This is a genomic window from Rheinheimera sp. ATLC3 (genome assembly GCF_059429535.1).
In genome coordinates, this window is the sequence record NZ_CM182103.1 from 2,760,914 (window position 1) to 2,782,660 (window position 21,747).

General features: G+C 52.8%; 19 protein-coding genes and 1 pseudogene. 7 read left to right on the forward strand and 13 right to left on the reverse strand.

Features of this window, described 5'->3' with window-relative positions; translation table 11 throughout:
* Positions 1 to 107: 107 nt before the first annotated feature.
* Both AC5SV9_RS12795 and AC5SV9_RS12800 read right to left on the reverse strand, forming a co-directional pair.
* Positions 108 to 890: an SDR family oxidoreductase gene (locus tag AC5SV9_RS12795; protein WP_475149795.1), complete on the reverse strand. Its 783-nt coding sequence runs from the start codon at positions 888 to 890 to the stop codon at positions 108 to 110.
* Positions 887 to 1,213 carry a nuclear transport factor 2 family protein gene (locus tag AC5SV9_RS12800; protein WP_475149793.1) on the reverse strand — a complete coding sequence of 109 codons (327 nt, stop codon included), beginning with the start codon at positions 1,211 to 1,213 and terminating at the stop codon, positions 887 to 889. The genes AC5SV9_RS12795 and AC5SV9_RS12800 overlap by 4 nt, the downstream gene beginning before the upstream one ends.
* A gap of 98 nt (positions 1,214 to 1,311) precedes the next feature.
* Between AC5SV9_RS12800 and AC5SV9_RS12805 the strand changes: the two genes are divergently transcribed.
* Complete coding sequence (locus tag AC5SV9_RS12805; RefSeq protein WP_475149792.1) at positions 1,312 to 2,223, forward strand: LysR family transcriptional regulator; 912 nt, start codon at positions 1,312 to 1,314, stop codon at positions 2,221 to 2,223.
* Positions 2,224 to 2,262: 39 nt separating this feature from the next.
* Here the strand turns inward: AC5SV9_RS12805 and AC5SV9_RS12810 are convergent, their stop codons facing one another.
* The 3 genes and pseudogenes from AC5SV9_RS12810 to AC5SV9_RS12820 all read right to left on the reverse strand — a co-directional run bounded on the left by AC5SV9_RS12810 (position 2,263) and on the right by AC5SV9_RS12820 (position 5,983).
* Positions 2,263 to 3,021 (reverse strand): GNAT family N-acetyltransferase, encoded by a 759-nt coding sequence (locus AC5SV9_RS12810; RefSeq protein ID WP_475149791.1) that lies wholly within the window; start codon positions 3,019 to 3,021, stop codon positions 2,263 to 2,265.
* A gap of 486 nt (positions 3,022 to 3,507) precedes the next feature.
* A pseudogene (locus AC5SV9_RS12815) lies at positions 3,508 to 4,443 on the reverse strand (aldose epimerase family protein); the annotation flags it as partial.
* A 103-nt stretch (positions 4,444 to 4,546) separates the two neighbouring features.
* On the reverse strand, positions 4,547 to 5,983 hold the full coding sequence (locus AC5SV9_RS12820) for a sugar porter family MFS transporter (protein ID WP_475149788.1): 1,437 nt from the start codon (positions 5,981 to 5,983) through the stop codon (positions 4,547 to 4,549).
* A gap of 170 nt (positions 5,984 to 6,153) precedes the next feature.
* Between AC5SV9_RS12820 and AC5SV9_RS12825 the strand changes: the two genes are divergently transcribed.
* From AC5SV9_RS12825 to AC5SV9_RS12845, 5 genes are read left to right on the forward strand one after another with little or no spacing between them, the layout of a single operon-like run.
* Complete coding sequence (locus AC5SV9_RS12825; RefSeq protein WP_475149787.1) at positions 6,154 to 7,482, forward strand: family 8 glycosyl hydrolase; 1,329 nt, start codon at positions 6,154 to 6,156, stop codon at positions 7,480 to 7,482.
* A gap of 29 nt (positions 7,483 to 7,511) precedes the next feature.
* On the forward strand, positions 7,512 to 8,999 hold the full coding sequence (locus AC5SV9_RS12830; protein ID WP_475149786.1) for an MFS transporter: 1,488 nt from the start codon (positions 7,512 to 7,514) through the stop codon (positions 8,997 to 8,999).
* Between the two features lie 4 nt (positions 9,000 to 9,003).
* Entirely contained in the window at positions 9,004 to 10,023 is a 1,020-nt protein-coding gene (locus AC5SV9_RS12835; protein WP_475149783.1) for a glycoside hydrolase family 43 protein, read from the forward strand.
* 14 nt (positions 10,024 to 10,037) lie between these two features.
* Positions 10,038 to 12,506 carry a glycoside hydrolase family 3 N-terminal domain-containing protein gene (locus AC5SV9_RS12840; protein WP_475149782.1) on the forward strand — a complete coding sequence of 823 codons (2,469 nt, stop codon included), beginning with the start codon at positions 10,038 to 10,040 and terminating at the stop codon, positions 12,504 to 12,506.
* A gap of 29 nt (positions 12,507 to 12,535) precedes the next feature.
* Entirely contained in the window at positions 12,536 to 15,100 is a 2,565-nt protein-coding gene (locus AC5SV9_RS12845) for a glycoside hydrolase family 3 protein (protein ID WP_475149780.1), read from the forward strand.
* Positions 15,101 to 15,354: 254 nt separating this feature from the next.
* Here AC5SV9_RS12845 and manD read toward each other — a convergent pair whose 3' ends face one another.
* Positions 15,355 to 16,563 (reverse strand): D-mannonate dehydratase ManD, encoded by a 1,209-nt coding sequence (gene manD / locus AC5SV9_RS12850; protein ID WP_475149779.1) that lies wholly within the window; start codon positions 16,561 to 16,563, stop codon positions 15,355 to 15,357.
* Between the two features lie 173 nt (positions 16,564 to 16,736).
* On the opposite strand from manD, the gene AC5SV9_RS12855 reads away from it, so the two are divergent.
* On the forward strand, positions 16,737 to 18,626 hold the full coding sequence (locus AC5SV9_RS12855; RefSeq protein WP_475149777.1) for a sialate O-acetylesterase: 1,890 nt from the start codon (positions 16,737 to 16,739) through the stop codon (positions 18,624 to 18,626).
* A 37-nt stretch (positions 18,627 to 18,663) separates the two neighbouring features.
* On the opposite strand, the gene AC5SV9_RS12860 is transcribed toward AC5SV9_RS12855, so the two are convergent.
* The 7 genes from AC5SV9_RS12860 to AC5SV9_RS12890 all read right to left on the reverse strand — a co-directional run bounded on the left by AC5SV9_RS12860 (position 18,664) and on the right by AC5SV9_RS12890 (position 21,479).
* Positions 18,664 to 18,966, reverse strand: coding sequence for a type II toxin-antitoxin system RelE/ParE family toxin (locus AC5SV9_RS12860; RefSeq protein WP_475149776.1), 303 nt, complete (start codon positions 18,964 to 18,966; stop codon positions 18,664 to 18,666).
* Positions 18,954 to 19,211 (reverse strand): type II toxin-antitoxin system Phd/YefM family antitoxin, encoded by a 258-nt coding sequence (locus AC5SV9_RS12865; protein WP_475149774.1) that lies wholly within the window; start codon positions 19,209 to 19,211, stop codon positions 18,954 to 18,956. Before AC5SV9_RS12865 ends, AC5SV9_RS12860 begins: the two co-directional genes overlap by 13 nt.
* A 92-nt stretch (positions 19,212 to 19,303) precedes the next feature.
* A complete protein-coding gene (locus AC5SV9_RS12870) occupies positions 19,304 to 19,648 on the reverse strand; it encodes a hypothetical protein (protein ID WP_475149772.1) in 345 nt (114 codons plus the stop codon).
* 53 nt (positions 19,649 to 19,701) lie between these two features.
* Positions 19,702 to 19,938, reverse strand: a complete 237-nt coding sequence (locus AC5SV9_RS12875; RefSeq protein WP_475149771.1) for a helix-hairpin-helix domain-containing protein — start codon at positions 19,936 to 19,938, stop codon at positions 19,702 to 19,704.
* Between the two features lie 70 nt (positions 19,939 to 20,008).
* The gene (locus AC5SV9_RS12880) at positions 20,009 to 20,347 is read right to left on the reverse strand and encodes a hypothetical protein (protein WP_475149769.1); all 339 of its coding nucleotides are present in this window, start codon (positions 20,345 to 20,347) and stop codon (positions 20,009 to 20,011) included.
* Positions 20,348 to 20,773: 426 nt separating this feature from the next.
* Positions 20,774 to 21,010 carry a Tsi2 family anti-toxin gene (locus tag AC5SV9_RS12885; RefSeq protein ID WP_475149767.1) on the reverse strand — a complete coding sequence of 79 codons (237 nt, stop codon included), beginning with the start codon at positions 21,008 to 21,010 and terminating at the stop codon, positions 20,774 to 20,776.
* On the reverse strand, positions 21,003 to 21,479 hold the full coding sequence (locus AC5SV9_RS12890) for a Tse2 family ADP-ribosyltransferase toxin (protein ID WP_475149766.1): 477 nt from the start codon (positions 21,477 to 21,479) through the stop codon (positions 21,003 to 21,005). Before AC5SV9_RS12890 ends, AC5SV9_RS12885 begins: the two co-directional genes overlap by 8 nt.
* Between the last annotated feature and the right edge of the window lie 268 nt (positions 21,480 to 21,747).

The following is a 21,747-nucleotide window of genomic DNA, read 5'->3' on the forward strand; positions in this document are numbered from 1 at the left end:
CAGCTGGATCTGGTGCTGTACCGCTAACGTTTTAGCTCCCGTAGTCCTGTGTGTGATTGCCCGGCTTGCCGGGCTTTTTTGTACTTGAGAAGTGAGATTTCAGCAGGCTACAGGGTAGGAACTGTGCCGCCGTCTATCCTGTACTCCGCCCCTGATATCGAAGCGGAGCGTGGGGACGCCAGAAAGGCGATTAGATCGGCAACCTCGTTTGGCTTGGCTGGCCGGCCAAGCGGGATCCCCCCCAGCCAGTCCATCACCAGTTTCTTGCCGCCCTCGTAGTCCGTTCCGGCTCCGGCAGCCATCCGCTCAACGAATGCTACGGAAGCCTCGGTCTCAATCCACCCTGGCGCCACGCTCAGCACACGAACGCCCTTTGGTGTCACTTCTCTTGCCAGCGATTTGCTGTAGGTGGTAAGGGCAGCCTTGGCTGCAGCATAGGCGGTAGTGGAATCAGGCAAAGGCAGCACACGCTGGATAGAGCTGACATGAATGATGACACCCGAGCCCTGAACCAGCATCTTCGGCAGCAGTGCGCGGTCGAGGCGTACGGCGGGCATCAGGTTCAGATCCAGCTCGGCGAACCAATGCTCATCGCTTATCGCAGCAAAACCGCCAGTGGGAGTTTTTGAGCCACCAAGCACGTTGATCAATATGTCCGCACCGCCCCAATCCTGCAGGATGGTCTGAGCAAGATGGTTTACACCTTCCGCCGTCGACAGGTCAGCAGCTATGTAGGTTACCCCCTGTAGCGGCTGCGCAGGCACCGTGCGGGCAGATGTCGCCACCCGGGCTCCGGCCTCCACAAGCGTTTTGACGACTGCAGCGCCAAGGCCCTGTGTACCGCCGGTAACAACGGCCCGCAGGCCATTCAGATGAAGGTCGAAGTTCATGCTGTTATCTCCAGTGATGCGATCAGGCCGCGTTCCAGGCGAAAGCGGTAGGACAGAACGATCGGGCTGCCGGGGAAGTTGCCGCTGACGTTAGCGCGCACGATTTGGCAGCCGTCCTCCCGCTCTATGGCAAACGGCACGCTCGTCGCGCTGTATTTAGCTGATGCCTCGGCCATAAAGGCCTTGATGGCGTTGATACCCATGTAGGTGTGACCCTCGTCTTTCATAACAGCTTGTGCTGTGAAGCAATGCGCCAGAGCGTCAGGGTTATGTTCGGCCGCAAAATACGCGGCAATGGGTTCGGGGAGAGCTAAAGCAGACATAATGACCTCCTTAGTCGGGAAAGATCACACTATGCGCCCTTGTGTTAGTTTAGTGAATACAGCACAATCAGGATGGGTTATGTAGGAAATTATATATAATGCGTGGATCAGATTTTGCTGAGCTTAAGGCCTTTGTCGCGGTCGTAGAGCGTAAGAGCTTTGCCCGGGCAGCAGAGCATTTAGGGTTATCGCCTTCCGCTTTGAGCCAGACCATCCGGCAGTTGGAAGGGCGCATGGGGGCGCGTCTTTTGAATCGCACAACCCGAAGCGTTGCGCCATCGGCTAGTGGCGAACAGCTATATATGCGCATAGCGCCTTTGTTTCGTGAGATAACAGATGCTGTCGCTGAAGTCAGTGAGGCATCAGGACAGGTTAGTGGCACGCTTCGCATCAACACGCTTGGGATCGCTGCAAGAACTATCATTGCACCAAAGCTTGCACGGTTTCATCAGGTACACCCTGACGTAATTCTCGACATCGTGGTCGACGACGCGCTGACTGATATTGTCTCAGGCCGTTTTGACGCGGGTATCCGCGTCGGTGGCAAGCTGGAGAAAGACATGGTTGCGGTGCGCCTGACACCAGATCTGAACATGGTGGCAGTAGCATCCCCCGATTACCTCGCGCGTTGGGGCACACCGAAGTCACCCGCTGAATTGCATCACCATGCGTGCATCAACTGGCGGTTGCAAATGGACGGCCGGCACTACCGCTGGGAGTTTCATAAGCAAGGACAACGACTCGAAGTGGCGGTGCAAGGCTCCGTCGTGACCAATCATGCTGACATCGGCATTGCAGCCGCGCTGAACGGGCTAGGCATTGCCTATCACTTTGAGCGAGACGGCGTGGCAGAGCTTTTAGCGCAGGGACGGCTGGTACAGGTCCTCGCAGACTGGTCGATTTCGCGGCCGGGGCTGTTCCTCTACTATCCAAGCAGACGACATCGACCGGCCCTCCTCGGTGCCTTTATCGACTGCCTGCTGGACCGGGAACCGTTCGATCAGCTTTAGATCCAGGCTATGTGGCGGCTGCGCTGGGGCTTAGAGACTTCATTTTGGTCTGACCCCATTTATTCGCGCATCTTCACAGATTAACTTGCCATACAGCACCGCATTATGAAAACCGCCCCGCTTAAAAAGTGCGTTTTCCAGCGTTGCTTCTAGTTTAAAGCCACATTTCTCCAGCACTTTACAGGAGGCTATATTTGTTTGGAAAACAGTCGCCTGAAGCCTGACAAACATAGCCGGTGGCAATTGTGTTAGTAACTGGTGTAGTGCTTGCGCTGCATAGCCTTTGCGCCAGAAATCTGGTGCTAACCAATAACCTACTTCACCTGTAAAAGCATGTTCGTGCTGGCCCGGCTCCGCACTGATGCAACCTGCAAAGGTACCATCTATTTCGATGGCTCTTACAAACCCTTGTTTGCAACCTGTTTCAAGCCACCAGTCTGCGTCATCAAGTGTGTAGGGGGACGGAATTCGGCTGGACAGAAAGCGGGTAACTTCAGGGCAGTTCAGAATAGTCACAATGCTACTGCGGTCTGCTTTTTCAAATTCTCGAAGAACTAACATATGCCTATCTCTATAGTGCTTGTTACCAGCCTTACTTATGTCCGTCGCCAGCTGAATATCTTCATCACGAAAAAAAGCAGGGTGTAGCCAATACCACCAAATAGCAGTGCCCAAATGGGCAGCCATATCAGTGCTAGTGAAGCCGTGGATGACGTGTGTTCCGGTGTAAATAGGGAATGTTGCATATTCCAGTAACCTAAAAGCAGATATGCGGCCAGAAGGAATGCAGTAAACCATATGGCTACTCTACCAACTCTGCTAGTGCTGACCTTGGGGTTTACTGCAAGAAGGGCCAGTGCTACGTAAGGAATGGCTCTGAAACCGGCAGAGAATATATAACTATCAACAGTGGCATAGCGGAAGGTGTGTTGATACGCATCAGCAAAGCTGAAATCGCCCACCCAAATAGCAAGCAGGAAATGGGACAAATGTTCATTTGCTATTAAAAACAACAGTGCCAACGCTAGCCAGAAGCTCCTTGTCATCGCTTGTTTCCCCTAACAATGCTAAAAGTGCCGACTGGAACATCAAGCCGGTTGCGATCGTAATGCTGGTAAAGAAAGCTTCGTCCCTAAAATACTGCAGGATCGGAGCAAACGCTTTTTAGTGCTATGTAAGTCCGGGCTTGGTGCCGCCAACTGTAAATTTAATGTTTTAAACATTACACCCCATATCCATAACTTACAACGGCTTATCGGTACAGCTGCATTCCGTCAGTTGTTGTTAGCCCCGTTCCAACTGATAACGGATATGCGCCACAAATGGCTGCTCCGGGCTGGTTAACCGCAGTGGAAACTGGCTGTGGTTTGGCGCGTCGGGGTAAAACTGCGGTTCCAGGCAAATACCCTGGCGTGGGGAAAAAGGCGCGGCCAGAAAATCGCCGGTATATACCTGCAGGCCGGGGTAATCTGAGCTTACCCGTAATTTAAGCTGCTGGTCCGGGCTGGTGAGGATTGCGGCGTTCTGTTGCATATCGGCTTTCACTGCCAGATTGTGATCAAGCTGTACCGTGCCGATAGTTTTGCAGTGGCGAAAATCCAGTATTGTTTCGTCCACCGGCAGTAGCTGACCGGTGGGGATTTTATCGCTATCGGTTGGGGTGTATTGCTCAGCGTTAAGCCATAGCTGATGCTGGTTTATCGGCTCTGCTTTGCCCGACAAATTAAAATACGGGTGCAGGGTGGGGCCTGCCAGTGTGAGTTGCGTTGCACTGGCGCTGAGCGTGACATCCAGTGAGCTGTCAGCATTAAGCTGATAAAGCACGCTGAATGCTGTCGGGCCGGGGTAGCCGCTATGGCCATCTGGTAAAATACAGCGCAACTGCACGCTGGATGATGTTTGCTGTTGCAGCTGCCACTGCTGACGGTGCAGGCCGTTGGCCCCCCCATGTAAGTGGTGCTTACCTTCATTTAACTGCAACTGATAATGCTGCCCGGCTAACTGCAATTTTCCATTACCGATACGGTTCGCATAGGGGCCGACTACAGCTCCCAGATAGCTGTTGTCCTGCAGATACTGCTGCGGGTTGGCGTAGCCGAGGATCAGTTCACGCTGCTCTGAGCCAATAGCAACCGACCAGCTTTGCATACTGGCGCCGTGCTCGAGTATCGTCAGGCGATCGCCTTTAAGATTAGTTAACGAAAATTGGCGCATAGGGTTACCTGCAGTGGCAAATAACCCAGCCTAACCTTGTCGGCGCAGCGGCTGTATTGCGTTAGCTGCCGCTGCTATTACGGAATTTAATGCCGCAGCGCTTGCGGCATTACCCCTGCATATCTTCCAGCTCTTTACCTTTGGTTTCATGCACCATACGGGCGACAAACCACACTGACAATACCGCCCCCAGTGTGTACAGGCCATAAGCACCGGCCAGGCCAATACTGCTAAGCAGCAGCGGGAAGGTCATGGTGATCAGAAAGTTACTGCCCCATTGTGCCAGGCCGCTTACTGCCAGGCCTGAACCGCGAATTTGGTTCGGAAACATTTCACCCAGCATGACCCACATTACCGGGCCCCATGACATATTAAAAAAGAACACATAGGCATTGGCACTGATAAGCGCCACGACACCCCAGTCACCCAGCAGCAAGCGGCCGCTGGCATCCTGTTCGGCATTGGCAAACGCCAGCACCATCAGTGCTAAGGTCAGGCTCATACCAACCGAGCCCCATTTCAGCAGTGGTTTGCGGCCAATTTTATCAATCACCAGCAGTGTAATGACACAGGCCGCTATACTAAGCGCGCCGCTGATCACATTAATCAGCAAGGCATCCGATTCGGAAAAGCCTACCGCCTGCCACAGCACAGCGCCGTAATAAAATACCACGTTAATGCCCACCAACTGCTGAAAGGTGGCCAGGCCAATGCCCACCCAGACAATGCGGCGCAGTTTGCCGCTGGGCTTATCCATTAAATCACTGAGCCGTGGCTGATGATTACTGCTTAAAGACTGCTCGATATCAACCTGCTTGCGCGCGGCTGCCGCATCGCCATACAGCTTACGCAGCACCTGAGCCGCCAGCACGGCTTTACCTTTTAGCACCAGAAAGCGCGGGCTTTCGGGAATAAACAGCAACATCAGCAAGAACAGTATTGCCGGCAGTAGCTCCATCCAGAACATCCAGCGCCAGGCGCTGTAATCCAGCCACAGTACAGAAGTAGACGCGCCGGCAAACTTTGCCAGCAGGTAATTGCTGATAAAGGCCATAAACAGGCCAAAAATAATGGCTATCTGCTGCACGGTAGTTAACATGCCGCGATAGCGCGCCGGCGCCACCTCGGAAATATAAGCCGGCGCCATTACCGATGCTGCACCCACGGCCAGGCCACCTAAAATGCGGTATAGCACAAACTCCAAAGAGCTTTCTGCAATACCCGAGCCCCAGGCGCTGATCACAAAACAGACGGCCGCGATTTGTAATAAGGTGCGCCGGCCCAGAATATCGGCTAAGCGGCCGGCAAAAAACGCCCCTACTGCACAGCCGAGTAACATGCTGGCGACATTAAAACCGGTACCGGCGCTTTCAGAGTTAAACGCCTGTTGCAAGCCATCAACAGTACCGTTGATAACGCCGCTGTCGTAACCAAACAAAAAGCCGCCCAGCGTGGCAACAACAGTAATAAATAAAATAAAGCCACGATTGTCAGCTTCTGCTGCGTGGGTGGCGGGGGTGGTCAGTGTTGCTGTGTCAGGCTGCAAAATGGTAACTCCTGTTGTTGTCGTTATCTTTAAGCAGCATAAAGTTTAATCGCCCGCTGTACAGTCTGCTTGTTAAAAAACATAAATCTTTCAGTACATTTCATTAATCCGCTTAACACTCTTGCGTTGTATGGTAAGGCCATTCAGCCATTTTCGTCGCGACGGTCAGCATGACATCAGCACTTAGCATTACTGCCTTCCTCAAGCCCTGCATGTTGGCCAGCATACTGTTATTCGCGCTTTGCGCCGGTGCAGCTGAAACAACCCAACAGCCACAGCAGGGCAGTGCCGTAAGCGGGCAATACCCTGATTTGTTTGCGGCCCAGGGCTACAGTGCACAGGCGGTGAATGCCAAAATTCAGCTGGCTTTTACGCAGCTGTTTTATGGCGATGCGGCAACTGAGGCGGTGTATTTTCCGGCGGGCAGCAATGCCGCAGGTGCCAAGGCGTATATTCTTGATATCAACAACAACGATGTGCGCTCTGAGGGCATGTCTTACGGCATGATGATCGCCGTGCAACTGAATAAACAAGCTGAATTCAATGCGCTGTGGAACTGGGCCAAAAGCCATATGTACCATGCCGATGCCACTCACCCGGCCTACGGCTACTTTGCCTGGTCGGTGCGCAGCGATGGCGTAGCACTGGATGAAATGCCGGCACCGGACGGTGAAATTTACTTTGCTACCGCCTTGTATTTTGCCGCGGTACGCTGGGGTGAAGGCGAGGGTATTTACCAATACAAGGCGCAGGCCGATACGCTGCTAAAACATATGCGTCACCGCCAGTTGATCACCGGCAATACACAGCGCGGCAGTCAAACCGGTACTAATATGTTCCATCCGCAGTATGCGATGGTGCGCTTTACGCCGGATCTACCCAATGCCGACCATACCGACGCTTCTTATCATTTACCGGCATTTTACGAAATCTGGGCCAGAGTAGGGCCAGAAGCTGACCGCAGTTTCTGGCACAAGGCGGCGCAGGTTAGCCGCGACTATTTTAGCAACGCTGCCCATCCGCAAACCGGCCTGACACCCGATTATGGCAATTTTGATGGCAGCCCCTGGGCCGCGCCCTGGCGGCCTGAAGCCGCCGACTTTCGTTTTGATGCCTGGCGCAGCGCAATGAACTGGTCGTTTGACTGGAGCTGGTGGCGTAAAGACCAACGTGCGGTAGAGCGCAGCAATCGTTTACAGACGTTTTTTGCCAGCCAGGGCTTAAATAATTATGGCGGCCAGTACAGTTTGGATGGTAAAAAACTCGATACAGATCAAAATGCTGGGCCAACAGCCGGTCTGGTTGCGATGAATGCGGTAGCCAGCCTGGCGGCAAGCAACCCGCACTCGGCAGACTTTGTCCGGGCCTTGTGGCAGCAGCCGATCCCAAGCGGCCAGTACCGCTACTACGACGGCATGCTGTATTTACTCGGGTTGCTGCATGTCAGTGGTCAGTTTCAGGCATGGTTGCCGGCTGCACAAGCAGCAAAAACAGAATAAAAACAACGATAACCAACAGGCAAATTTAAATGCAGACAGTAACGCATAAACTAAGTGTGACGGAGAAAATCGGCTACAGCCTGGGTGATCTGGCTGCCAATCTGATTTTTCAGACGCTGATGACTTTTCTGGCATTCTTTTACACCGATGTGTATCAGATCCCCCCGGCCGCCGCGGCTAGTATTATTTTTGCCGGCGGTGTTATTGGTGCCTGTTTTAACCCGGTGATGGGCCTGATAGCAGACCGTACCCAAACCCGCTGGGGTAAATTCCGGCCATGGATCTTATGGACTGCCGTGCCTTTTGGCGTCATAGCGTTACTGGCGTTTAGCACCCCGGATTTCAGCCCACAAGGCAAAATTATCTATGCCTTTACCACTTATGTGTTGCTGGTGCTGGTTTACTCTGCCAATAACCTGCCGTACTCGGCATTAAGCGGTGTGCTCACCGGCAATATGGCCGAACGTAACAGCTTGTCGGCTTACCGTTTTGTCGCTGTGATGATAGCGCAGTTTATTATTCAGGCCTTGTTGCTGCCACTGGTGCTGATCTTCGGCGAAGGCGATAAAGCCGCCGGTTTTGAAAGTGTGATGTTGCTGTTTGCCGGCACCGGTATAGTGTTTTTTCTGATCACTTTTTTCACTACCCGTGAGCGTGTGTTTGCACCACAGGCCGAAAAATCCAGTATCCGCCAGGACTTAACTGATCTGGCCGGCAACAAACCCTGGGCGATTATGCTGCTGCTGACCGTGCTGGTGTTTATTACGCTGGCACTAAAAGGCGGCATGTATATTTTTTACTTCGAGCATTACTTAAGTGCACCGGATATCGCGCAATTTTTGCAGGATATTGGTTTTAATGGCTTTATTAACGGCTTAAATGCACTGCTGAACAGTATTGGCTTAAACAGCTTTTTATGGCCTGAAGATGCGGCAACGTCCGGTTTCAGCCTGTTTAATGCCGGCGGCATTATCTGCATGATTATTGGCATTGGCTTTTCCAAGCCGCTGGCCGACCGCTTTGGCAAACGCGATGTGTTTGCTACAGCGCTGTTTATCTCGACGCTGTTTATTCTGCTGTTTTATTGGCTGCCTGCCGATGCTATTGGCCTGGTGTTTTTAGCGCAGATACTGCACGGCTTATTTTACGGCATTACCATTCCGCTGCTGTGGGCGATGATTGCTGATGTAGCCGATTACTCTGAATGGAAACATCACCGCCGTGCTACCGCCATTATTTTTTCGGCGATGATTTTTGGCCTGAAACTGGGCCTGAGCATTGGCGGCGCATTGGTAGCAGGCATACTGGCGCACTACGGCTATGATGCCCAGCTACCGCTGCAGGCCGCCGATACGGTGCAGGGTATTAAGCTGTCGGTCAGTATTTATGCCGCCTTGCCGTTCCTGCTTGGGGTTGCCTGCATGCTGGTATACGAAATTAATAAACGTAAAGAATCTGAAATTGAGCGGGAGTTGCAGCAGCGCCGCGCTGTTTCTGCTGCCGTGCAGGGAGACTAACACCATGGCCGACACTCTTCTGACCGACAACGAATGTGAGGCTTTGCGCGAGCGCGCCTTGTCACAGCCACTGGTCACGCATATTTATACTGCAGACCCTTCTGCCCATGTGTTTGAAGGCCGCATCTATATTTACCCGTCGCATGATATCGAGGCCGGTGTGGCCTTTAATGACAATGGTGATCATTTTGCCATGCAGGACTATCATGTGCTGTCGCTGGACCATCCGCAGGCACAGGCGGTGGACCATGGCGTGGCGCTGCATATCGATGATGTACTCTGGGCCGAGCGGCAAATGTGGGCGCCGGATGCCGCCTGCAAAGAGGGGCGCTATTATTTTTACTTTCCGGCAAAAAATGCCGCCGGTCGCTTTCAGATAGGCGTTGCCTGCGGTGACAGCCCGGCAGGGCCCTTTACGCCGCAGCCAGAACCAATACAGGGCAGCTACTCAATCGATCCGGCGGTGTTTGCCGACGATGACGGCAGTTATTATCTGTATTTTGGTGGTATCTGGGGCGGGCAGTTGCAGCAGTACCGTGACAATCAGTACAGCGCACAGTATGGCGAACCTGAAGCCTCGGCGCCTGCACTGGGGCCAAAAGTGGCCAGGCTGCGTGGTGACATGCTGGAATTTGCCGAAGCGCCGCGTGAAATTATTATTCTGGATGAGCACGGCAAACCCTTGCTGGCCGGCGATACTGAGCGGCGTTTCTTTGAGGCATCCTGGCTGCATAAATACCAGGGTAAGTACTATTTTTCTTATTCTACCGGCGATACGCATTTTATCTGCTACGCCACCGGCGACAGCCCGTACGGCCCCTTTACCTATCAGGGCCGCATTCTGCAGCCGGTCGTTGGCTGGACCAGCCATCATTCAATCTGCGAAGTGGACGGCAACTGGTATCTGTTTTACCACGACTCGGTGTTGTCAAAAGGCGTCACCCATCTGCGCTCGGTAAAAATGGCGCCGCTGCAACACGACGCCAACGGCCGTATTGTTACCCTGACGCCATACCGTGATTAACCGGGAGCCCCGTTATGCATAAAGCTTTGTTGTTTGCTGCGCTTGTATCTGCCGGTGCACTGGCCGCAGCGGAGCCTGCGGCTTTGCCGTATCAGGACAGCAGCCTGGCGGTAGATCAGCGGGTAGATGACCTGCTGGGCCGCATGACACTGGAAGAAAAAATTGCCCAACTGCAAACGGTATGGCAGCAAAGACGCACGCTGGAAGATAAACAGCTGCGGTTTGTTGCTGACGCAGCCGCTAAGCTGATACCGCACGGTATTGGCCATATTGGCCGGCCAAGCGAGTTTAAAACGCCTCAGCAGACCGCCGAATTTAATAATGCGTTGCAGCGCTGGCTAAAACAACACACCAGGCTGGGCATACCGGCGCTGATGCACGAAGAAGCCTTGCATGGTTATGCCGCCTTTGATGCCAGCAGCCTGCCGCAGGCGATTGCGCTGGCCAGCAGCTGGTCACCACAAATTATGCATGATGTGTATGCGCTAGCAGCGCAGGAAATGCGAGCCACCGGTGCGCACTGGGCGCTGACGCCAATACTGGATATCGCCCGCGACCCGCGCTGGGGACGGATTGAAGAAACCATGGGCGAAGACCCTTATCTGATGTCAGCACTGGGCGTGGCCGCCGTTAAAGGCTTTCAGGGCAATGCTGGCAAAGACGGCGCCTTTGCTGAAGATAAAGTGGTGGCCACGCTGAAGCATCTTACCGGCCATGGCCAGCCGCAGGCGGGCGTTAACATTGCACCGGCGCAAATCGGCCCGCGTGAGCTGCATGAAGTATTTTTACCGCCGTTTGAAGCCGCAGTAAAGCTGGCGCATGCCGGCAGTATTATGGCGTCTTATAACGAAATTGACGGTATACCGTCACACATTAACCAGCCGTTGCTGCAGGGCATAGTGCGCGGGCAATGGGGTTTTAACGGTGTGATTGTCAGTGACTATTTTGCCATTAAAGAGCTGAACAGCCGCCATCAGTTATACAGCAGTGATGCGCTGGCCGCTAAAGCCGCACTGCTGGCCGGCGTGGATATGGAAACCCCCGATCCGGACACCTTTTTGCACTTGCAGGCCTTGGTTGAAGGCGGCGAGTTAGCCGAAACGGCTATTGATCAGGCGGTGCGGCGCGTGCTGCGGGTGAAGTTCCGGCTCGGCTTATTTGAAAACCCTTATGTTGATGCCGCTTTGGCGGATGCAAAAGTGGGTGCTGATGCCAGCCAGCGCTTTGCGCGCGACGTAGCGGAAAAATCAATGGTATTGCTGAAAAATGACGGCACTTTGCCGTTAAATGCCGGCAAAATTAAAAAACTGGCGGTCATCGGGCCGCATGCGGATGAAACCTTACTCGGCGGTTACAGCAGTATTCCGCGCCAAACGGTCAGTATTTATCAGGGGCTGAAACAAAAACTGCAGGGTAAAGCTGAGGTGGTGTTCGCCCGCGGCACACTGCTCACCAAGCCCTTGCCGGCAGCACCGGCAAGCTCAGCCGAACAGGTCTTTGCATTGGCCGATGTACGCCAGCGTAGCGAGCAGGCCGGTACCTTTTCCATGCAGCGCTGGAACCATGATGATATAGCACTGGCTGACGAGCAGGACCGCCAGGGGTTACTCGATGAAGCCGTGACACTGGCAAAAAGCGCTGATGCGGTGGTGCTGGTACTGGGTGAAAACGAAGGGCTGTCGCGTGAAGCCTGGGCCGATAAACACCTGGGCGATCGCACCAGCCTGCAGCTGGTGGGTAATCAGCTGCAGCTGGCCAACGCGCTGCTGGCAACCGGTAAGCCGGTGGTGCTGGTGCTGCAAAATGGCCGGCCACTGGCGCTGGGCGAGCTTGCGCAAACCATGCCAGCCATTATTGAAAGCTGGTATCTGGGCCAGGAAACCGGCAGTGCAGTGGCGAATGTGCTGTTTGGTGATGTTAACCCCTCGGGTAAATTGCCGCTGACATTCCCGCGCAGTGCCGGCCATATTCCAAGTTATTACAACCATAAAGCATCAGCAAAACGCGGCTATCTGTTTGACGATATCAGCCCGCTGTATCCGTTTGGCCATGGCCTCAGTTACACCAGCTTCAGCTACAGCGACCTGAAAATTGATGCCAGCAGGGCTCAGGCCAATGGTGAGGTCGGCATCAGTCTGACGGTGCGTAACAGCGGCCAGCGTGACGGCACCGAAGTGGTGCAGTTATACATTCACGATCCGGTAGCCAGTGTTACCCGGCCGGTACAGCAGTTGAAGGGCTTTACCCGGGTTACGCTCAAACGTGGCGAACAAGCCACAGTCCGTTTTAGCTTGCCGGTTAACTTACTGGCATTTTTTGATCAGGCTATGCGCTGGGTAGTGGAACCTGGCGAAATCAGCGTGCAGCTTGGCAGTTCGTCAGCAGATATCCGCTTACAGGGCAGTTTCAGTATCGGCGGAGCGCTGACCGAGGTCAGTGACAACAAAGCCTACTTAAGTCAGGTTAGCGTCACCGCGCGCTGAGCGCAGATACAGGGTTCACAGGAGGCATAATGATGTCTGATAACACTAAATACCGCACGCCGTTACGCAGCTGCCTGCTGCTTGGCAGCGTTTTACTGGCTGCCTGCAGCCAGTCACCGCAGCAGGGCAGTAGCGACGCACAGCTGCAGCCGCGCATTGAGCCCGAGAACTGGCCAATGCAGGCCTCGCCGGTTGCGCGCTCTGCAGCCATAGAACGCAAAGTCAGCAGTTTGCTAAGCCAAATGAGCACCGAACAGAAAGTCGGCCAGATTATTCAGGCCGATATCGCTTCGGTTACGCCACAACAGGTACGGCAGTATTATCTGGGTTCCGTACTCAATGGCGGTAACTCGGCGCCGGGGCGTGATAACAGAGTGGGCGCTGCGGCCTGGCTTGAGCTGGCTGATGCCTTCTGGCAAGCCAGCACCGACACCAGCGATGGCCGGCCTTATATTCCGGTGTTCTGGGGCACTGATGCCGTGCACGGCCACAGCAACGTAAAAGGTGCGACGATATTTCCGCACAATATCGGCCTTGGTGCTATGCACGAACCCCAGTTACTGCAGGCTATTGGCCGGGCAACCGCGGTTGAAATGCAGGTAACCGGGCTGGACTGGACTTTTGCACCGACGATAGCGGTAGCGCGTGATGACCGCTGGGGCCGTACTTATGAGTCGTACAGCGAAGATCCGGCGCTGGTTGCCAGTTATGCGCCTTATATTCTGCAGGGCATTCAGGGCAAGGTTGGCGCAGAAGATTTTTTACGCGGTGAACATATGCTGGCCACGGTAAAGCATTTCCTTGGTGATGGCGGCACAGTGGCCGGTAAAGATCAGGGCGATAACATCAGCACTGAAGCTCAGCTGCGCGATATTCATGCCTTGCCGTATTACAGCGCCATTAAAGCCGGTGCCCGGGTGGTAATGGCGTCGTATAACAGCTGGCATGGCAGTAAAATGCATGGTTTTGCGCCTATGCTGACCGATGTGCTGGTAAAGCGCATGGGCTTTGACGGCTTTGTGGTAGGAGACTGGAACGGCCACGGCCAGGTTGCCGGCTGCACGCCAACTGACTGCGCCAACGCGCTGCTGGCCGGGCTGGATATGTATATGGCACCGGACAGTTGGCAAACGCTGTATGCCAATACGCTGGCGCAGGTAAAAGATGGCCGTATCAGCATGGCGCGGCTGGACGAGGCAGTAAGCCGCGTGCTGCGCATCAAAGCCGAAATGGGGCTGTTTGATCAGGTCAGGCCGTCACAGCGGCCGCTGGCCGGGCGTTATGAGCTTTTGGGGAACGCCAACCACCGCGCACTGGCGCGCGAAGCTGCGCGTAAATCGCTGGTACTGCTGAAAAATAATCAGCAACTGTTACCGCTGCGCGCTGGCAGCAGAGTGCTGGTAGCCGGTGACGGTGCCGATAATATCGGTAAGCAAAGTGGCGGTTGGACGCTCAGTTGGCAGGGCTCTGGCAACAGTAATCATGATTTCCCCAATGGTGAGTCTATTTATGCCGGTATTCAGCACGCTGTGCAGGCCGGTGGCGGTAGCACGGAGCTAAGTGAAAACGGCCGTTTCAGCGTTAAGCCCGATGTCGCCATAGTGGTGTTTGGTGAAGAGCCGTATGCTGAGTTTATTGGCGATCGCAGCCATCTGGCGTTTGACGATGGCCGGGCACTGCAAATTCTCAAACAGTTAAAAGCCCAGGGAATTCCAACCGTTAGTGTGTTTTTATCCGGCCGGCCATTGTGGGTAAACCCGGAGCTGAACCAGTCTGATGCCTTTGTAGCGGCTTTCTTACCGGGCTCAGAGGGTGGGGCTGTAGCTGATGTATTGTTTCGTGCCGCTGATGGCAGCGTGCGTTACGACTTTCAGGGCCGGTTATCATTCTCCTGGCCTGACAACGCCAAAGGCGAGCCGCTTAATGTCGGTGACGCTAACTACAACCCGCTATTTGCTTACGGCTATGGCCTGAGTTACCGCGACAATACTGTGCTGGCGCCTTTGCATGAAAATGCCGGCATCAGCGCCGCGGCAATGTTAAATACCAGCCGTTATTTGTATGCCGGTAAAGCCGTGACGCCGTGGCAGTTACAGCTGTCAGATGCAGGCACCATCACGGTGGTGGCGGATGCGCAGCAGCGCTCTGCAGCAGGGGCGGTTACCGCGCAGGCCACCGACCGGCTGCAACAGGAAGACTCGGTCACGCTACGGTTTGACAAAACTGCGACAGTACGGCTGGGCCACGCTGATGGCATAACACTGGATTTAGCCCGCCAGTCAAACGGTGATATGGCGCTGGAGCTGGAGTATCAGGTGGTGTCGGTTGCTGCAGGCACTAAGGTTGAACTGGGTATGCAGTGCGGCGATAACTGCGCCAGTATGCTGGATATCAGCAGCAAGCTGCAGGCAATGCAGGGTAAAGGTTGGCACAGTACGAAAATAGCGCTGCGCTGCTTCAGCCAGGCCAACGGTAACTTTGATATTAGCCGGGTAACACAGCCTATGGTTCTGCGCAGCGATGCTGGCCTGGTACTGCAACTGGCCAATGTGCGGCTGGCACAAAATGAAGGGAATGCCACCTGCGGGAATTAACAGCGGTGTCTGGTAGGAATGGCGCTGCTGGTTGAGGAGAACAGGTTTACCCTAAGCCAACCGTTGAAGCCCTGGACGGGCGGACAAATTCGCCGGGAACGAATTTGAACAGCTCTGCTGGCCCGTAGGGTGAACTTCATGGATGAAGTTCATAAACGAGCCCCCAGGGATGGGTTTACGGCGTGTTGGCGTGGGTAAACCTGTTCGGGTGGATACAGCTTTACTACGGCGTTCAGATTTACCAGTTAAGCTTTTTACCAATTAAATAAGGTGCCATCTTCCAGCCGGTTTACCGGCAGATAAGCCCGCTGATACGGGTATTTGGCCGCCAGTTTCTCGTCAATATCGACGCCATGGCCCGGGTTTTCACCGCAGTGCAAAAAACCCTGCGCAAAATGGTAGTCGTGCGGAAATACCGCATCAGTTTCATCCGTGTGGCGCATATATTCCTGAATACCAAAGTTAGGCACCCAGGTATCAAAATGTAGCGCCGCGCCCATGGTAACCGGCGATAAATCGGTGGCACCGTGAAAGCCGGTTTTAACGTGGTACAGCTCAGCCAGGGCGGCAATGCGGCGCAGGTGCGTAATGCCACCGGCATGTACTAACGTAGTGCGGATATAATCAATCAGTTGCTCGCTGATAAGCTGCTGGCAATCATGAATTGACGAGAACACCTCACCCACTGCCAGTGGCGTAGTGGTGTGCTGGCGAATGAGCCGGAAACCCTCCTGCAGCTCCGCCGGTACCGTATCTTCCAGCCAGAACAGCTTGTAAGGCTCCAGCTCTTTACCCAGCCTGGCGGCTTCTATCGGCGTTAAACGGTGATGTACGTCATGCAGCAGGTGCAGTTCATCACCAAATTGCTGGCGCAGCTTGGCAAACAATTTTGGTGTGTGGTTAAGGTACTTGCTGGTTGACCACAGGTTTTCTGTTGGCAGGCTGGCATCGGCCGGCTCGTAAAATAAAGTATCTTTAGACACGCCATAGGTAGAGGCTAAACCTGGCACGCCAGACTGGGCGCGGATGGCCTGATAGCCCAGCTCGCGGTATTTCGCCACGGCTTCTACCGTATGGTCGATGTCGTTACCGTTGGCATGGCCATACACCAGCACTTTATCGCGGCTGCGCCCGCCCAGTAACTGATACAGCGGCATACCGGCGGCTTTGGCTTTAATGTCCCACAGCGCCATATCCACCGCTGCCAGCGCCGTCATATTCACCGGGCCACGGCGCCAGTACACTCCGCGGTAAAAATACTGCCAGATATCTTCAATCTGGCTGGCATCCCGGCCAATCAGGCAGGGCAGCATGTGGTTGTTCAGTATACTGGCCACCGCCAGCTCGCGGCCATTTAGCGTGGCGTCGCCAATGCCGTACAGGCCCTGATCGGTTTCGATTTTCAGCGTGACAAAATTACGGCCGGGGCTGCAAACAATCACCCGTGCAGCAATGATTTTCATAGTGGTTACCCTGTTAGTAAAAACACAGGCTAACATGGCGTTATGGCAGGGCAATTGAGAAAGCCATTGCCAGTTTTACGTTTTTTTATTCGCTATTAGCCATTCTTAGGCAAAGGCTTGGCGCACTGATACAGCATGGTAGGCTGAAGCCATCGTATTGCCGGAGATACCCGATGACGAAAACACTATTACTGCTGGCCTTAAGTTGTAGCTTCTGTGCACAGGCCGCGATTACTTTGCCCAAGCTGCTCAGTGACCACATGGTATTGCAGCGCGGCAGCGCCATTACGCTGTGGGGTTACGCAGATGATACTGAAAAGGTGACAGTAAGCTTAAACGACACTGTGCTCGGCCAGACGCGCGCTAAAAACGGCCGCTGGCAGTTTACGCTGCCATCGCAAGCGCCGGGTTGTGGCCATAGCCTTACATTTGCCGCCTCAAATAACATTACGCTGACCGACATTTGTTTTGGCGATGTCTGGCTGGCGTCGGGCCAGTCGAATATGGAGCTGCCAATGGCAAGGGTAGCTGAGGCTTATCCGCAGGATTTAAGTAGCGCCAATTATCCGCAGGTTCGCCAGTTTACCGTGCCGCAGCGTTATAACTTTGATGCGCCGCAGCAGGATCTGAGTGGCGGCAAATGGCAGCCCGCTACCACAGAACATATTGCCGGTTTTTCGGCGCTGGCATTTTATTTTGCCCGCGAGCTGTATCAGCACAATGGCATCCCTGTGGGTATTGTAAATAACGCGCTGGGCGGCTCGCCGGTTGAGGCCTGGCTCAGCGAAGAAGCGTTGCAGGCGTTTCCGGATGCACTGGCACAAGGGCTAAAGTTTCGTGATAAAGCGCTGATAGCGCAGATTGAAGCGGCCGATAAAGCCAAAAATGCACAGTGGTATGGTGCTTTGGCCAAAGCCGATGCCGGTTTAACCGGTGATACGCCCTGGTATGCACCAAAGCTGGATGACAGCAACTGGCAAAGCTTCAGCGTACCGGGCTTTTTGCCCGAGCCCTTTACCGGCGTTTGGTGGTTGCGTAAAACCCTGCAGCTCACAGCGGCGCAAGCTGCAGCTGCCGATACCTTGCGGCTCGGTTCTATCATCGATGCCGATGAGGTGTACATTAACGGCGTGCAGGTTGGTCATACTACGTATCAGTATCCGCCACGGCGCTACCCTTTACCTGCAGATGTGCTGAAAGCCGGGCCTAACGTGATTGCCGTGCGCATTACCGCGACCACCGGTAAGACCGGCCTGATGCCGGATAAACCTTACTGGCTGGGTAACGATACGCAGCAAATAGCGCTTAGCGGCGACTGGAAAATGCGTACCGGTGGCAAAGCAGAAGTGTTACCGGGCGATACCTTTATCCGCTGGCAGCCGCTGGGTTTATATAACGGCCTCACGGCGCCACTGACCAAATTGCCGCTAAAAGGCGTGATCTGGTATCAGGGCGAGTCGAATGTCGGCCGCGAACAGCAGTATCTAAGCCGTTTTCGCGCGTTAATTCGGGACTGGCGCGCTAAGTGGCGCCAACCAGACCTGCCGTTTTTATATGTACAGCTGGCTAATTATCTTGAAAAGAACCCTCAGCCCGTCGACAGCGGCTGGGCAGCGCTGCGTGAGGCGCAGCGCCGGGTACAGGACGAGCCCAATACCGCCATGGTAGTGGCGATCGACGTAGGCGAGTGGAACGATATCCACCCGGTGGATAAAAAAACGCTCGGTCAGCGCCTGGCATTAGCGGCACGTGCGGTAGCACTGGGCGAAGATGTGCAATATCAGGGGCCGCAGCTGCAAAAGGTGCAAGCGCAGGGCGATAAGTTGCTACTCAGCTTTGACCTGCAGCTGGTGCTTAAACCCGGCCAAAGCTTTGCCATTGCCGGCAGCGACGGCCAGTACCGCTGGGCGCAGGTAAAATTACAGGGTAAACAGGTAGTGCTATCGCATGCTGATATTAAAGCGCCGGTGCAGGTGCGCTATGCCTGGGCCGATAACCCGGATGCAGTGCTGTATAACCAGGCAGGCTTACCAGCATCGCCTTTTGTTTATCCGGCAGATTGATGCCATTTGCAGACGTAGCAGAGTTCGCTGCGGGTTGTTAGCGGTTTTCAAGCATGTACGCGCGAAGCTGTCTTTCCTCCCGCATCACATGGAGGATAAACACCTGCTGCTGTTCCTGACGGTAAAAAATGCGACAGGGCGGCACCACCAGCTCCCGGTAAACCGAGTCAGGCAGTTCTGGTGGCATGCGGCCGGATTCGGGGAAGTTTTCCAAACGCCCGGTTTTATCGAAAACATCTTGTACCAGCTTGCTTGCGGCAGCAGGATTATCTAAAGCGATGTACTCAGCGATGGCGTCCAGTTCCAGAAGAGCGGGCTCTGTCCAGATTACTTCAGCCATTTACTCATTTTCTGTTTGGCTTCACTCTGGCTATAGGTTCTGCCTTCGAGTACCGCACGTTCTCCGCGTGATAGCCCCTCAAGCAGCTTAAGCCGATGCTGCATAAATTCATAATCCTGCACATCAACCAGATAGGCAGATGGCTGGCCGTGCTCGGTAATCAGCACGGGCTCTTTCGATGAATGTAGCTCCGCCAGAATCTTAGTAGCCTGGCGCTTAAGGTTGGTAACCAGCTCAACTTTCATAGGCTCACTCTGACCTGAATTAAAGTGATACTATAGTGTCACTTTGCCAGCGGGGCAATCTCAAAGCTTAAAGCAAGCGCGATAGATGTCGCTTACTCAATATTAGTAACTTGGTATTTTGCCCCAAAACTATTGCCTTGCTCCAATTCTCGTAGTGTTATTACAACACCATTTAAATCCTGTTTTAGCAAAGCATGTCGGCCATAAATAACTTTAAATGACGGGCTAGGTTCAGTACCAACGATTACTTTGTTCACATTCGCATTGAACAAGTAGAACGTAGACCAGGTCGAGCAATCGTTTTCACCAAAGCATAATTTTCCAGATTCCTTTTGGGTATCTAACAGAAACTCTAGATCGGCTTGCACTTTGATTTCATTCACCGCGAATGCACAACAAGGTAAAAGCAAAAAGATTAAAATGATTGAGTTTTTCATAAAGGCTTCTAACCCCCGGCTTGGATCATTTCGATCTGATGCTGTTTATTGGTCTATAAACCTTGTCTTGCTCTTTCTATTGCAGACGCGACCGCCGACAAGGCTTGAGGGCTGTTTTTCCAGCAAGTCGTTCTAAGCATAGACGCCACTCTTTCAGCAACTTCTTTTGGCTCATAGGTCGCTAACTCAGCAAATGAGTCTATACCTATTTCCTCAAAACGTTTCACTACCGTAGGCCCGACACCCTTCACGGCGAGTAGAGCGTTTTTTTCTGATTCACTAAATGCCAAACGAAGTTCCTTACGCCACATAGCTATAATTTTGATCTGACGCCGTTTATTACTGCTGGTTATACATTTTCTAGTTGATAGCAGATAACAAGTTATTGCGGTTCTGTTCTACTGCTTTTATATCACCACCGGCAACATTGACATACACAAATGATCCATTACCTTGAGCAAGGCATTGAATGCCAACTCTCATTTTTTCTTTTGTCGCGTAGAGAAAATTATACTCTTCATTCAACGAAATATTTTTATACCCATTCTTCAAAAGCGCGACTTGCGACTTTAAGACACACTTCTCAACATCGCTTGTCAAAGCTTCATGGCCCCACCACAAATGCGGAGCCTCGTCTTCGGCAAATGATAAAGAACTAAACAAAAGCCCAGCTACGAAAATTTCTGCTTTAAATTTCATATTCATCCTTAAAGAGTACGTATAACGCCGTCAACAGCAGCGGAGTGATGCTGACTAGTCTTGTTATAACTATTCCTATGCATCCCGAATTGGAGCCGTAAAATACGATGAAACAATGAAAAGTACCAGGCCAACAATGACGGAGATAGCCACGACAAAAGGGCTGAAACCACCTAACAGTTTACCCAAGATATAGCCGCCAGATGAACACATCACACACGGCACCCACAAGCTTGCTCCACCTTCTGCCGATATAACCGATTTGCATGAAGGACAAATTAACGGCTTGGTTTTAGACGATGTCATTCGTTGCGGAACAATGTTAAAGAACGGCAGCATCTTTGTGCAGTATGGGCAGGTTTTTATGGTTCATTCCTTTGATTTATAGGGCTTTCTGATTTACCCGCATTTAAATTTAAGTGCGGATTAACCCGCTTTTGGCTGTACCAACTTCTCATACACCGGGAAATTGCTACCTTCTTGCCGACGGCTTTGGTATACCTGTTTAAGTTCTTCTGCTGCATTATCCAGTGACAACAGCAATTCTTGGATTTCTTCTTTATCCCTTACGGTTTCAGAACTCAACAGACCTTCAAAATACTCAATTTGTTTGGCCACTGCCTGGATGCTTACCATCAGGGTAGCAAGACTAAGTTCAACCATTTCCCAGCTTCCTTCTTTGCGCTTCTGCATTTCGGGCTAATTGATCCAGCAAAGCGATAAATTGTGACTTTGGCATAGTGTAATTGGGGCTTATCGAATAATGCGTGGCATTAAAACGTCTGTTATAACTGTCTTTGGTAATGATTAATCCAGATGGAATCTGTGTGCCTTCCGGGATCTCAAAGTAAGTCCAGTTGCCTGCTCCGAACGCGCCGGGCTTATCGAATAACGATGTACCTTTACCAAGTTGCGATACGACCAATTCGTTGCCGCTTTTATCTTTTGTTACTTCTACATCTGGCGCTCGCAATACGCCAGCGCGAACTTCACGCTCCTCAAAATCAGGATATAGCGGATTATTTGCTTTGGTTGAGTTGTGAAGTGCCCGCCAAAGGTACAGATGTAACTGTCCAACGTAAATGCGCTCAAGCTCACCACGCGATATTAGTAGTTTTTCAATCGTGTTCATAGAGTAGTCCTTTATCTTATAGGTTTAACGTTTGGTTCTTACCAGAAGGCCTGAAACTGGATTACAAAATCAGATTCATAAGTGCTCAAAATATTAACCTATAAAACGATATTTTAACAATGAGTAAGACTGGCTTTATCAGAAGTGAAAAGGTAGGCAATTTATAAAGATGCTTTTACGTTTAACAACAAGGCTTTATAACAGTGGGATGGTCGTTTTATCTTGGTTTACGTTAATCTTGATTTGACCTCGCTTATTCTTCACGCGG

What these genes read in the sequence shown, in the direction of transcription:
- AC5SV9_RS12795 (WP_475149795.1), bottom strand. Translation starts at nt 890, where the DNA reads ATGAACTTCGACCTTCATCTGAATGGCCTGCGGGCCGTTGTTACCGGC.
- AC5SV9_RS12800 (WP_475149793.1), bottom strand. Translation starts at nt 1,213, where the DNA reads ATGTCTGCTTTAGCTCTCCCCGAACCCATTGCCGCGTATTTTGCGGCC.
- AC5SV9_RS12805 (WP_475149792.1), top strand. Translation starts at nt 1,312, where the DNA reads ATGCGTGGATCAGATTTTGCTGAGCTTAAGGCCTTTGTCGCGGTCGTA.
- AC5SV9_RS12810 (WP_475149791.1), bottom strand. Translation starts at nt 3,021, where the DNA reads ATGGTTTACTGCATTCCTTCTGGCCGCATATCTGCTTTTAGGTTACTG.
- AC5SV9_RS12825 (WP_475149787.1), top strand. Translation starts at nt 6,154, where the DNA reads ATGACATCAGCACTTAGCATTACTGCCTTCCTCAAGCCCTGCATGTTG.
- AC5SV9_RS12830 (WP_475149786.1), top strand. Translation starts at nt 7,512, where the DNA reads ATGCAGACAGTAACGCATAAACTAAGTGTGACGGAGAAAATCGGCTAC.
- AC5SV9_RS12835 (WP_475149783.1), top strand. Translation starts at nt 9,004, where the DNA reads ATGGCCGACACTCTTCTGACCGACAACGAATGTGAGGCTTTGCGCGAG.
- AC5SV9_RS12840 (WP_475149782.1), top strand. Translation starts at nt 10,038, where the DNA reads ATGCATAAAGCTTTGTTGTTTGCTGCGCTTGTATCTGCCGGTGCACTG.
- AC5SV9_RS12845 (WP_475149780.1), top strand. Translation starts at nt 12,536, where the DNA reads ATGATGTCTGATAACACTAAATACCGCACGCCGTTACGCAGCTGCCTG.
- manD (WP_475149779.1), bottom strand. Translation starts at nt 16,563, where the DNA reads ATGAAAATCATTGCTGCACGGGTGATTGTTTGCAGCCCCGGCCGTAAT.
- AC5SV9_RS12855 (WP_475149777.1), top strand. Translation starts at nt 16,737, where the DNA reads ATGACGAAAACACTATTACTGCTGGCCTTAAGTTGTAGCTTCTGTGCA.
- AC5SV9_RS12860 (WP_475149776.1), bottom strand. Translation starts at nt 18,966, where the DNA reads ATGGCTGAAGTAATCTGGACAGAGCCCGCTCTTCTGGAACTGGACGCC.
- AC5SV9_RS12865 (WP_475149774.1), bottom strand. Translation starts at nt 19,211, where the DNA reads ATGAAAGTTGAGCTGGTTACCAACCTTAAGCGCCAGGCTACTAAGATT.
- AC5SV9_RS12870 (WP_475149772.1), bottom strand. Translation starts at nt 19,648, where the DNA reads ATGAAAAACTCAATCATTTTAATCTTTTTGCTTTTACCTTGTTGTGCA.
- AC5SV9_RS12880 (WP_475149769.1), bottom strand. Translation starts at nt 20,347, where the DNA reads ATGAAATTTAAAGCAGAAATTTTCGTAGCTGGGCTTTTGTTTAGTTCT.
- AC5SV9_RS12885 (WP_475149767.1), bottom strand. Translation starts at nt 21,010, where the DNA reads ATGGTTGAACTTAGTCTTGCTACCCTGATGGTAAGCATCCAGGCAGTG.
- AC5SV9_RS12890 (WP_475149766.1), bottom strand. Translation starts at nt 21,479, where the DNA reads ATGAACACGATTGAAAAACTACTAATATCGCGTGGTGAGCTTGAGCGC.